Here is a 13,037-nt window from a genome sequence, read left to right as displayed (position 1 = left end):
CGCCCAAATTGTATGAAATTCAAATGGCTATGAAATACAGTAAGGAATCATCATGAAAGCAATCATGAGTGCAATCAAAAGCCTATTTAACTGGCTGCGTCGTCTTCTGTTTAAACCTTCCGCAAAGATCGGACTTGGAATACTTATCATCATCGGCTTTGCGGGTGGAGTTTGGTTCTGGGCAGGGTTTAATGCTGGCATGCAAGCAACCAATACCGAAGAGTTCTGTACTTCTTGTCATACGATGGGTGACAACATGCTACCCGAGCTCAAGAAAACCGTACATTTCAAAAACCGTACAGGTGTTAGGGCAGAGTGTTCAGATTGTCACGTACCCCATGATTTTACGGCGAAAGTTGCGCGTAAAATGCAAGCCTCACGTGAGGTACTGTCACAGTTGATGGGTGATATTGGTACTCGAGAAAAATTTCTTGATCATCGTGTGGTATTAGCGCAACGTGAGTGGGGCCGTTTTAAAGCCAACGATTCTAAAGAGTGTCGCACTTGCCATGATTACGACAGCATGGATTTTGATAAAATGCGCGTCACCTCACAAATGATTATGCGTAGCGCGGCTGAACGTGATGCCAGCTGTCTTGATTGCCACAAAGGGATTGCGCACGAGTTACCAAATACTGAAGGTATGCACAATCCAGCATTTGATTCGCTATTGTCTGAAGCCAGAAGTACCAAAATTAAAGATGGTCAAAACTATTACAACATTGTACCGCAAGATTTATATACCTCAGATGATAGAAAGACTAAAGCAGGTAGTATAGAAATTGCTGCACCTGTTAAAGTGTTGGCGCACAAAGATGGTGGGGTACAAATTGAGCTCGATATGTGGCGCAAAAACAAAGGCTTCGGTCGTGTATGGTATACCAACTTTGGTTTAAATATTCCTGATGCCATTATCGAAAAAGACTTAGCTAGTGATAAGAGTCTCATCACAGCAGGCGAAGCTAAAGAAGATCCGCTGACTGGTCTTGAATGGCAAAAAGTGAAGGCTCAGTTCTGGGTTGCCGAAGGAGGCCTCATGGAGAGTATCGAGCCAGCTTGGGACATTGCTAGCCAGACGTATAGTGATAGCTGTAGTACTTGTCACCGTCAACCAGACCCGAGTGGACACGATGCCAACCAATGGCCAGGACTATTTAGTGGCATGGTAGGGTTTACTAACTTAGACAACGACAGTGCAGCTATGGTCTTAAAATATCTACAACTGCATTCATCAGACTTTAGAAAGAACCCTCAAGGTAGTGGGTCGCCTGAAAACACGTTCCAAGGTGCTAGACCGTAACTAGAGAAAACAATTAGAGAGATAACTTATGAAAAACATCAATCGCAGACACTTTCTCAAGTCACTAGCTGCTTTAACGGGTACCGCGTTGTTACCGACATCACTACTTGCCGATAACAGTATCGTTACTAGTAAGACTGGGAAAAAACCTGATTTGAGCGGCTGGAAAATGTCCGGTGCACACTGGGGTGCCTTCCGTGCCAATGTTCAGGGTGACAAGCTCGTTGAAGTGCAACCTTTTGAGTTTGATCAGTTCCCGACCGATATTTTACAGGGTGTGCCTGGCATTATTTATAGCCCATCACGGGTACGTTATCCTATGATTCGGGTTGACTGGTATAAAAACCGTCATAAAAGTGACACGACACAGCGCGGTGATAACCGTTTCGTACGCGTCGGTTGGGATGCTGCTCTAGACATGGTCTATGAAGAGCTTGAGCGTATCCAAAAAGATTACGGTCCTTGGGCGTTGCATACGGCCAACGTTGGCTGGCGGTCAGTAGGACAGATCCACAGTTGTGGTAACCATATGCTACGCGCTGTGGCGATGCATGGACGGAGTGTCGGTACAGCAGGGGATTATTCAACCGGTGCTGGTCAAGTTATTATGCCTTACGTGTTAGGTTCGACTGAGGTCTATTCACAAGGTACATCATGGCCGTTGATTTTAGAAAATTCAAAAGTCATCGTTATGTGGGCGAATGACCCTGTCAAAAACTTACAAGTTGGCTGGAATACCGAAACTCACGAATCTTATGAGTACTTAGAGCAATTACGTACCAAAGTTCGAAATAAAGAGATTGAGGTCATCTGTATTGATCCGGTCAAAAGTAAAACCCAGAACTATCTAGAGTGTGATCATCAATATGTTAACCCACATACTGATGTGGCGTTTATGCTGGCTATTGTGCATACGCTATATACCGAAAAGCTTTATGATGAAAAATTCATTGATGTCTATACTCTCGGCTTCGAAGCGTTTATTCCTTATGTGATGGGTAAAACTGAAGATAAAATCGAGAGAACCCCAGAGTGGGCAGAAAAGATTTGTGGTATCAAAGCGGACCGTATCCGTGAGCTTACCCGCAAAATGGCGAAGAATCGTACCCAGCTTATTTTCGGCTGGGCGATTCAGCGTCAACAGCATGGTGAGCAACCTTATTGGATGGGAGCGATTATCGCTGCTATGCTTGGTCAGTTTGGTCAGCCGGGTGGGGGCATTAGTTATTCGCATCACTATAGCTCATCGGGTGTACCAGCTTCAGGTGCTTCTATGCCGGGTGCGTTCCCGCTAAATCTTGATACTGGTCGTAAGCCTAAGCACGATAACGAAGACTTTAATGGGTATAGCTCTGTTATACCAGTTGCTCGCGCTATTGATTGCTTACTTGAGCCGGGTAAAGTGATTGACTTTAATGGTCACAAAGTTACCCTTCCGCCTTATAAAATGGGTATTTTTTCAGGCTGTAACCAATGGCATCGCCATCAGCAGCGCAACCGTATGAAAGAGGCGTACCGCAAAGTTGAGACAGTCGTTGCGGTCGACTATAACTGGACGGCAACCTGTCGTTTTGCTGACATTGTACTGCCAGCATGTACGCCTTATGAGCGTAATGATATTGATGCTTACGGTACCTATAGTAACCGTGGCGTTATTGCCATGCACAAGCTGATTGACCCGCTTTATCATTCTAAATCAGACTTTGATATTTGGTATGAATTAACTAAGCGCATGAATCGTGAAATCGAATATAGCCGTAATATGAATGAGATGCAGTGGATCGAGCAAATCTACGAAGAGTGCCGTGCTGATAACTTGAAAAAAGAATTTTTCATGCCTGAATTTGCTGAATTCTGGAAAAAAGGCTACGTGCTATTCCCAGAGGGTAAAAACTGGACAAGACATGCTGATTTCCTTGAAGATCCTGAAGTCAACGCCCTTGGCACACCATCAGGCTTTATTGAGATAAGTAGCCGCAAAATTGCCAGTTATGGTTATGATGACTGTAAAGGCCATCCTACCTGGATGGAGAAAATTGAGCGCTCACATGGTGGTCCTGGTTCAGATAAGCATCCACTATGGCTACAATCAGTGCATCCAGATACCCGTCTGCACTCACAAACTTGTGAGTCTGAAGAGCGCCGTGCAACCTATACGGTACAAGGTCGTGAGCCTTGTTACATGGGTCCTGAGGATGCAAAAGCTCGTGGTATCAAAGATGGTGACATTGTGCGTGTCTTTAATGATCGTGGTCAGTTATTGGCTGGTGCAGTTATCTCTGATAACTTTCCACCGGGTATCATTCGTATCCAAGAGGGTGCATGGTATGGACCTACTGGCCCTGAAATCGGTGCGCTAGATACCTATGGTGACCCTAATACGTTAACCATTGATATCGGTACCTCAAGTCTTGCACAAGCGCCTAGTGCCAATACTTGTATCGTCGAGATGGAGAAATTCGTTGGTAAAGCACCAGCAGTGACTTCGTTCGGTGGTCCAAAGTATGTCAATCCAGATGGTAGCTCTGCTGTATCATCCCAAATGGGTTAATATCATTTAGGACAGTAAGTGATAAAAAATGCCTTTGTAAGCCGTATGCGACGTAAATAGCATGTGTGATTTACAAAGGCATTTATTTATATAGACGATCTGTTCTAATGTAGTACTCAATGCCAGTATTTAATAAAAATAAAACCGCTATTTAATAAATGTGTTACTTAATAAATGTGTTACTTAATAAAAGTAGCCACCAATAACACATAAAAGACAGCTTAAATTGGATTTAAAATGAACATAACTGAAGATAAAATCAATATTAATGAAGAATGGCAAGCTGCTAATCCGGCACGTTCTGCACTTTATCGTTGGTTTGCAGATGTTTTCGCGCGTGAGCTTACCTCAACGACCTTAGATGAGTGGCAACAGAATCAAGCTTACGATAGTATTCACGAGGTATTTGTTAGTCTCGGACTTGAGCAATACAGTAATCGCGTGAAAGTCGCCATTGATAATTTGCAGCAATTCCCTAAAGAGCATCGTGCCATTGAGCTTGCCGCAGATTTTGCGCAGATTTTTTTACTGAGTGGTGATGATAGTGCACCGCCTTACGCTTCTTATTATCTGAGCAGTGATAAACACCTTTATGGCAAACCTGCGGCGCATATGATGCGTTTTCTTGATAGCCAGCAGCTAAGCTTACATCCTGAGTTTCGTGAGCCAAATGACCATTTAAGTGTATATTTTATCGTTATGAGCTTATGGATTAATAAAAGTATTGAGCAACAGCTTGATATGGTCAACACGGCACAAGAACAAATCGACTTTCTTGATACTGCTTTACTCAATTGGCTACCGCAGTTCACTAAATACTGTCAAAAAATCAACGTAAAAACAGATATTTATCCTGCACTTGCTGCTTTGGTAGAGCAGTTTGTCATAGAAGACAGAGCAGCATTAGAAAGTATAGTGAGCTGATGGCTGGCTAGCTCATAGATATTGAAAATCTTAAATACGTTAAGTGGCTATTTTAAGCTCAGTAACGCTAATTTTGCATAGCATTAAGTATCAGTGAGTATAAAGCCAGTGATTACTCTTGAGCAACTTCAGCGGTTTATAACCCAGCGTATTCAATGACCTATGTTGTCAAATCCGTAGACATTAACTTGGGAGATTTTATTTACGCAGCTAGACGATAATAATCAAATTACATCTGCCTTGGCGTTTTATAGCCTAAGCCCTTTTGAATCTTAGTGCCACTGCGAGCACAGCTCTTGTCTTGCGTCAGGGAGAAGCAGTGCTTTGCTAACCGCTCCTCATTGTATTCAAGCTCAATGTATTGAGTGATGTCGTTGATGGCTTTGAATCTTATTTTGTAGTCTTGGTGATATACCAGCTCATTCTTCAATTAAATATTTTCCACTACAGCCCATATTTTACGGACAAAAAAAGCCCCAGTCGTTAGACTAGGGCTTTCTAAATATTTGGTAGGCATAAGCAGACTCGAACTGCTGACCTCTACCATGTCAAGGTAGCGCTCTAACCAACTGAGCTATACGCCTATTTAGGTTGAGTATTCTATCAAGTTTCTACTACTTTGCAAGCCTTTTTTCTAATAAAATTCTTTTATTGGCATAATACTGACTATTATACTTTTATATTGAGCGATTTAGACCGTTATTTATGTAGTTATATTAAACAGTCAGTAAAATTGGTTTATGTTTTATTGTCAGCAGAACCACAAAGGCTAATGCTGGGTAATATATAACTGCTATCATAATTCTCAAAATAGAGTGCTTATTATGATGATTTCATAGTATGCATGTTCCATGAAATAATATCAAAACAGAATATTGAGGAGAGTGATATGGGTCTATTGGTCGACGGGCAGTGGCAAGACAAATGGTATGACACCGCATCTAGCGGCGGACGCTTTAAGCGTGAAGACGCAGGCTTTAGAAACTGGGTGACCGTAGATGGCAGTGCAGGTCCCTCTGGTCGAGGCGGCTTTAAAGCGGAGGCCAACCGTTATCACTTATATGTCTCTTTGGCGTGTCCATGGGCGAACCGTACGACCATTTTCCGCAAGCTCAAAGGCTTAGAAGACCTGATCTCGATATCTGTGGTGCATCCATTTATGGGTGATAAAGGTTGGACGTTTGCAGAGGGCGCAGGGGTTGTCGCTGATCCTATCGTCGATGCAAATTATTTATATGAAATTTATACCGCAGCAAAGCCTGACTATACGGGACGAGTCACAGTACCGATACTATGGGATAAAAAAACCCATACTATCGTTAGCAATGAATCCTCTGAGATTATTCGGATGTTTAACTCAGCCTTTGATGAGATTGGGGCGATAGCTGGCAATTTTTTACCTGCAGAATCCATAGCAGAAATCGATGCGATCAATGCATTTGTTTATGATGCGGTTAATAACGGAGTTTATAAAGCTGGTTTTGCCACTACAGAAGCGGCGTATAAAGAAGCGGTAGTCAAACTATTCGATGCGTTAGATAAGTTAGAGGCGCGTTTGGCAGACCAACGTTACCTAATAGGTAGCACGATAACTGGGGCGGATTGGCGTTTATTTACGACTTTAGTACGTTTTGATGCGGTTTATGTCGGTCATTTTAAATGTAATATACGTCGTATCGTTGACTATCCGAATCTTTGGGGTTATCTACGTGATTTATATCAAGTACCAGGTATCGCAGAGACAATAAATATGGCGCATATCAAGGCGCATTATTACATCAGCCATGCCAATATTAATCCCACTCGTATTGTGCCTGTTGGTCCGGTTATTGACTTTAATGAGCCACATGAGCGTGCGCGTTTATAGATTTACTTATTACAATAAAAAAAATCACACCAGCTGATTGATAGCAGCGGGTGTGATAGGTTTGCAGTTTAAACCACAATATAAATAAGCAAAAATATAAATAAGCAAATTAGCTAAAATTAAGCATTATTTAACTGTCTTGCTGCTTCTAAAGCAAAGTAAGTCAAAATACCATCTGCACCAGCACGGCGGAAGCCAATCAGAGACTCTAAAATAACCGCATCAGTCAGCCAACCGTTTTGAATAGCCGCCATATGCATGGCATATTCGCCAGAGACTTGATAAGCAAAGGTAGGTACGCCAAAGGTATTTTTAACTTCTCTAATCAAATCTAAGTAGGGTTGACCGGGTTTAATCATGACCATATCAGCGCCTTCATTGATGTCCATGGCCACTTCATGTAGCGCTTCAGCACGGTTACCAAAGTCCATTTGATACTGTTTTTTATGACCACCTTTTAAGTTGCCAGCACTACCGACCGCATCACGGAATGGCCCGTAATAAGCAGAGGCATATTTTGCCGAGTAGGCCATGATAGCGGTATTGACAAAACCTTCGGCTTCGAAGGCATCACGCATGGCTTTGATACGACCATCCATCATGTCGCTAGGGGAGATGATGTCGGCACCGGCGCGGGCGTGTACCAATGCCTGTTTGACCAGTACTTCAACCGTTGCATCGTTAACGACATAGCCACTGTCATCGAGTAAGCCGTCTTGACCGTGTGAGGTATAAGGATCTAATGCCACATCAGTCATCACCACCATCTCTGGAATAGCATCTTTGACAGCTTTGACCGCGCGTGCGCTCAAGCCATTTTCGTCATAAGCCGATTTACCGTCAGGCGTTTTTAGTGAATTATCAATAACCGGGAAGATATCGATAGTTGTGACACCTTCTGCTAATAACTCTTTGGCATGTTTAATGAGCAGGTCAATCGATAAGCGCTCAACACCCGGCATACTCGCGATTGATTGGCGTTGGTTACTACCTTCTAACACAAAAACGGGCGCGATAAAGTGCTTAGGATGCAGCTCAACTTCACGAATCATGGCGCGTACATTGTCGTTATAACGCAGACGACGCAGACGAGTTTCAGGGAATTGGCGGTTAAAAGTATAAGTCATAATGCTTCCTTTTTTTAGTATCAACAACTTTTATTTTGGTATTAATATAATACGACTACTATAACCAATAGTAGCTGACGAAAGCAAAAAGCCCTACCAAGTCGGTAGGGCTTTTTGTACTTATCGACTATCAACGTGAGGATAAAGCACCTTCACGAGATTATAGCGCTCTGATCACTTAAGGTTCAACAATCTGCGTGACAGGTACTTGCTCAACGCTGGTTTCTTTCAGAGTAGCCTCTTCAGTTAAGATGCCTACAGCAGCATCGGTTTTACCGTCATTATTGACGTCAACCACAGCAGTAGGTTTAAAGGTGGCTTTTTCTACTGGTTGCGCTTGCTTAATCGCTTGAGCTTCTTGGACAGAAGCAACACGCGCTGAGCTAGCGGCATCGATAGCATTGACCGCTTTTGCTTTATTGCCAGCTACGTTAGCCACTTGCACTAAGTTTCTATGTTGCGGCGTAGGAATAACAGTTGGCACATCTAGGTTGGCACCACCACCAAGCGCTTGGTAAAGCTCGACTTGGCTAACGATTTTTTGTAGCTCTAAATCTAAAATACCTTGCTGCGTTGAGAACAGTGAACGCTGTGCATCAAGAACGTCTAGATAGTTAGCAATACCCGCTTTAAAGCGCGCATCTGCAATCTGATAGGTTTGCTCAAAGTTGTCTTGCAGACGGTATTGGGCTTCGAGCTGCTCGCCTAAGGTAGCACGCGTTGCCAAGACATCAGAGACCTCGCGGAAAGCGGTTTGAATTGAGCGCTCATAGCCAGCAAGGGTTTGTTCACGCTCAATTTTAGCGACATCGTAGTTGGCATCTAAGCGACCTGCATCAAAGATAGGCACGCTAATGCTTGGACCAAATGACCAGCCAACGGCACCACTTTTGAATAAGTCGTCCAAACTACCACTACTGACGCCAATGCTACTTGCGAGGCTTATAGAAGGATAATAAGACGCGCGTGCTACTTCGATATTAGCACCAGCGGCTTTTAGGTTGTATTCCGCTTGCAACACATCTGGGCGATAGCGCAGCAACTCACTAGGCAAGCCAGCACTAAATATCTTTTGGCTAGTGATATTACTGACAGCTGGGGTTGGAATCAGATTGGTTGGAATCGGTCCACCGACCAAAAACTGCAATGCATTACGTGATTTTAAAATACTGCTTTGCGCACGTAAGACGGCAAGTCTCGCATTTTCAAGTGAGGCACTAGACTGTAACGAAGGCAGCTTAGGATCAATACCGGCTTCAAAACGTTTATCAGCGATAAATAGTGATTTCTCACGACTCTCAACCGTTGCTTCCGCCAGTTTCAGCTGCGCTAAACTGTAGCTTAAATTGGCATAGCTTTGGGCAATGTTACTAATTAAGCTAATTTGGGTAGCGTCTTTTGCAGCCGTGGTGGCTAAGAAATTCTGCAACGCTTGGTCTTTTAAACTAGAGATTTTACCCCAAAAGTCGAGCTCATAATTGGCAAGACCTAAATTTACGCTATAAGCACCACTAGAGTTTTTATCGCGGCTATTTTGTGCTGAGCGACTGTAGCCACCGCTACCATCGATACTTGGCAAGTCGCGAATATCACTAATTTGATATTGAGCACGTGCTTTTTCAATGGCTAAGCGTGCACTTTCAAAGTCTTTGTTATTTTCAAGACCTAAAGCAATCAGACCTTTTAAACGCTCGTCGCTATAGAAGTTCTGCCAGCGTTGATTGGCAATGCTTGGTTGCTCAGCCGTACTGACGGTCTCCTTATCGAACGCCCCATAGGTTTGTCCGATAGGAATATTAGGCTCAGCAAGGACAGGACGCATATCCGCTTTTGGAATGGTATTACAAGCAGCCATGCTGATCGCTAATGCCGTTAAGCCTATTAAACGACCGCTATTTTGGCTAACGCGGGCAGTCAAAGAGACTGCCTTAGTTGCTGAGTTGGGGGTAACGAAATAACTAAAACTCATTGTGTATTATCTCCAAAGCTTGCAGGCTGAGAGCTCTTAGAGAGCGTCATGTTTTGCATATCGTCGTCAACATGTATGATCGGTGGCTCATTATACTCTGTTGGTCCAACTGGATTGTCTGGATTATCAGGGTTAGAGCTGTCAGGCGTATTCCCACCATCATTTGGCGGCGTGTCATATTTGTACGGAAACAAGCTACGTACCCAAATATAGAACATCGGAATAAAGAAGATACCTAAGAAGGTAGCAGTGACAACACCGCCAACCACACTGGTACCAATGGCGTTTTGGCTACCAGAACCAGCACCTGTCGCGATGAATAATGGCACAACACCAAGACCAAAGGCAAGTGAGGTCATAATAATAGGACGCAGACGTTGCCGCGCCGCGGTCATGACGGCCTCTTTTAAGGTATAACCTTCCTCTTGGTGATCCCTCGCAAACTCGATAATCAAGATGGCGTTTTTGGCCGATAGCCCAACCACCGTGAGTAGACCAACTTGTAAGTAAATGTCATTGGATAAGCCACGAAACCAAGTAAACAGCACCGCCCCCAATACCCCAAGTGGAATCACCAATAGTACTGAGAATGGAATTGACCAACTCTCATACAAGGCAGCAAGACATAAGAATACCACTAAGATAGAAACTGCATACAGCATCGGCGCTTGAGCACCTGACTTCTTCTCTTCTAATGATAGACCTGTCCATTCGTAACTGATGCCGTCTGGCAGCTGTTCGACCATCGCTTCCATGGCATCCATCGCTTCACCGGTACTTAGACCAGGAGCAGCGCTACCTTGGATATTCATTGACGCCAAACTATTATAGCGCGTGAGACCCGGTGAACCGGTTTCCCATTTACTACTAGAGAAAGCATCAAATGAGATCATCTCGTTGCTATCGTTACGGACATACCATTTACCGATATCATCAGGATTAGTACGGCTACTAGGTTCACCTTGTACAAATACGCGTTTGACACGACCACGATCAACGAAGTCATTGATATAGCTTGAGCCCCACGCGGTTGAGATGACACTGTTAATATTTGCCATGGATAGACCATAAGCAGCGGCTTGTTCTTGGTTAATATCAACTTTAAGCTGCGGTGCATCTTCTTGTCCGTTTGGACGTACACCGGCTACTTGATCGTTTTGAGCAGCCATGCCCAGTAACATATTACGTGCTTCTAACAGACCTTCGTGTCCGACGTTACCGGAGTCTTGAAGCATCAAGTCAAAACCACTAGAGTTACCAAGTCCACTAATTGCTGGTGGGATAATATTAAACACAGTCGCTTCGTTAATTTGGGTAAAGAAATAACCCTGTGCACGATCAGAGACTGCCCGTGCTGTATTGTCTTCACCTTTACGATCCGCCCAGTCGCTGAGTTTTACGAAGGCGATACCGACGTTTTGTCCTTGTCCTACGAAACTAAAGCCAGCGATGGTAAACGCTGATTCCACATTATCCGGTTCTTGGCCGCTATAATAAGCGCTCACTTTATCTAGAACCGCTTGCGTCTCATTCAGTGTCGAACCAGCGGGCAGCTGTACGGCGGTAAACATAATACCCTGGTCTTCTTCCGGTAAAAATGAGCCAGGGATACGTAAGAATACCACTGCCATAATACCGATAATAGCCGCATAGACAATCAGATATACCCATTTAAGGCGGAAGCTTTTACCGACGAAATTTTCATAAGAGCGACTGGTTTTGGTAAAAGAGCGGTTAAACCAACCAAAGAAGCCTTTTTGATTCTCAGAATTACCTTTTTCATGGCTCTTACTACGTTTTAGCAAGGTCACACATAGGGCAGGGGTGAAAATAAGAGCAACTAGAGCTGACAGCACCATACTGGTAATCAAAGTAATGGCGAACTGACGATAGATTACCCCAGTTGAGCCACCAAAGAAGGCCATCGGTACGAATACCGCCGATAAGATAAGCGCGATACCAACAACGATTTTACTAATCTCACCCATCGATTGTATCGTAGCGTCTTTGATAGAGATATTTTGGTCTTCTTCCAATAGCCGCTCGACGTTCTCTACGACGACAATAGCATCATCGACCAGTAGGCCGATGGACAGTACCATGGCAAACATAGTCAGTACGTTGATACTGAACCCTGCAATATACAGTACTGCAAAAGTACCAAGCAGTACCACAGGTACAGCAAGCGTCGGAATAATAGTCGCGCGCCAGTTCTGCAAGAAGATAAACATGACGATAAATACTAATATAATCGCTTCGATTAAGGTCTTGACCACTTGTTCAATAGACAAGCGTACAAATGGGGTAGTGTCATAAGGAATGACTGACTTTAGGCCTGCAGGGAAGTTTGCTTCTAGCTCGGCAACTCGATCACCGACCAATTCGCGAGTTGCAAGCGCGTTAGCACCACTCGCTAGTGAGACAGCAAGGCCAGCGGCTTGTTGGCCATTAAACAAGGCAATCGTACTATAACTTTCACTACCAATTTCAACCTTTGCAACATCGCCTAAGCGTACTTGCGCGCCAGAGGTATCGGTTTTTAGTAGGATGTTTTTGAACTCATCAGGCGTTTTTAGATAGCTTTGTACGGTGACGGTTGCATTAATAACTTGTTCATCAGTATCAGCAGGTGCTTGACCTAACTGACCGGCTGATACTTGTGCGTTTTGCGCACGTACCGCGTTGACCACATCGGATGGCACCAAGCTATAGCCACGTAAACGTTCAGGATCGAGCCAAATACGCATAGCGTAAGATGCACCGAACGCTTGGACTTGACCAACGCCTTCAACACGGCTGAGCTGATCGACGACATTAGAGTTGATATAATCACCGATATCAGCAGGATCCATACTGCCATCTTCAGACACAAAGCCAAACACGGCTAAAAAGCCTTCAGAGGCTTTGTTAACGTTAACGCCTTGACGCTGTACTTGCTCGGGCAACGAGCTCATTGCGGCCTGTAATTTGTTCTGTACCTGAACCTGTGCGGTATCAGAATCTGTACCGTTCTCAAAGAACAGCTGTACAGAGGCACTACCATTTGAGGCACTCGACGACTTCATGTACATCAAGCCATCAAGCCCTTTCATGCGCTGCTCAATAATCTGTACTACTGAGTTTTCAACGGTTTCAGCGTTAGCACCAGGGTAGCTAGCGCTGACCGTGACGGTTGGTGGCGCAATAGCTGGATACTGCTCAATCGGTAGGTTGATAACCGATATTATCCCGATGAGCATGACTAAAATAGCCATCACCCATGCAAAGATAGGGCGATCAATAAAAAAACGTGACATAGT

7 protein-coding genes, 1 tRNA gene and 1 pseudogene are annotated in these 13,037 nt (G+C 44.1%); 4 read left to right on the top strand and 5 right to left on the bottom strand.

Going from position 1 to position 13,037, the window contains the following annotated elements; all coding sequences use genetic code 11:
- The first annotated feature begins 52 nt into the window (after positions 1–52).
- From torC to torD, 3 genes are all read left to right on the top strand, one after another.
- Positions 53–1,300 (top strand): pentaheme c-type cytochrome TorC, encoded by a 1,248-nt coding sequence (gene torC, locus DABAL43B_RS10340; protein ID WP_264753818.1) that lies wholly within the window; start codon positions 53–55, stop codon positions 1,298–1,300.
- Positions 1,301–1,328: 28 nt separating this feature from the next.
- Complete coding sequence (gene torA, locus DABAL43B_RS10335) at positions 1,329–3,851, top strand: trimethylamine-N-oxide reductase TorA (protein ID WP_079692291.1); 2,523 nt, start codon at positions 1,329–1,331, stop codon at positions 3,849–3,851.
- A gap of 237 nt (positions 3,852–4,088) precedes the next feature.
- Positions 4,089–4,775: a molecular chaperone TorD gene (gene torD / locus DABAL43B_RS10330; RefSeq protein ID WP_227516674.1), complete on the top strand. Its 687-nt coding sequence runs from the start codon at positions 4,089–4,091 to the stop codon at positions 4,773–4,775.
- Positions 4,776–5,004: 229 nt separating this feature from the next.
- Here the strand turns inward: torD and DABAL43B_RS10325 are convergent.
- Both DABAL43B_RS10325 and DABAL43B_RS10320 read right to left on the bottom strand, forming a co-directional pair.
- A pseudogene (locus DABAL43B_RS10325) lies at positions 5,005–5,205 on the bottom strand (hypothetical protein); the annotation flags it as partial.
- Between the two features lie 77 nt (positions 5,206–5,282).
- A tRNA-Val gene (locus tag DABAL43B_RS10320) sits at positions 5,283–5,359 on the bottom strand.
- Between the two features lie 305 nt (positions 5,360–5,664).
- Here DABAL43B_RS10320 and DABAL43B_RS10315 point away from each other — a divergent pair.
- On the top strand, positions 5,665–6,642 hold the full coding sequence (locus DABAL43B_RS10315) for a glutathione S-transferase family protein (protein WP_079692290.1): 978 nt from the start codon (positions 5,665–5,667) through the stop codon (positions 6,640–6,642).
- A 119-nt stretch (positions 6,643–6,761) separates the two neighbouring features.
- Here DABAL43B_RS10315 and hemB read toward each other — a convergent pair whose 3' ends face one another.
- The 3 genes from hemB to DABAL43B_RS10300 all read right to left on the bottom strand — a co-directional run bounded on the left by hemB (position 6,762) and on the right by DABAL43B_RS10300 (position 13,034).
- Positions 6,762–7,769 carry a porphobilinogen synthase gene (gene hemB / locus DABAL43B_RS10310; protein WP_079692289.1) on the bottom strand — a complete coding sequence of 336 codons (1,008 nt, stop codon included), beginning with the start codon at positions 7,767–7,769 and terminating at the stop codon, positions 6,762–6,764.
- Between the two features lie 178 nt (positions 7,770–7,947).
- Positions 7,948–9,738 carry an efflux transporter outer membrane subunit gene (locus tag DABAL43B_RS10305; protein ID WP_079692288.1) on the bottom strand — a complete coding sequence of 597 codons (1,791 nt, stop codon included), beginning with the start codon at positions 9,736–9,738 and terminating at the stop codon, positions 7,948–7,950.
- Positions 9,735–13,034 (bottom strand): efflux RND transporter permease subunit, encoded by a 3,300-nt coding sequence (locus DABAL43B_RS10300; RefSeq protein WP_079692287.1) that lies wholly within the window; start codon positions 13,032–13,034, stop codon positions 9,735–9,737. The genes DABAL43B_RS10305 and DABAL43B_RS10300 overlap by 4 nt, the downstream gene beginning before the upstream one ends.
- Positions 13,035–13,037 lie beyond the last annotated feature (3 nt).

Source organism: Psychrobacter sp. DAB_AL43B (genome assembly GCF_900168255.1).
GTDB lineage: Bacteria > Pseudomonadota > Gammaproteobacteria > Pseudomonadales > Moraxellaceae > Psychrobacter.
This window is presented reverse-complemented; position numbering and strand designations above follow the sequence as displayed.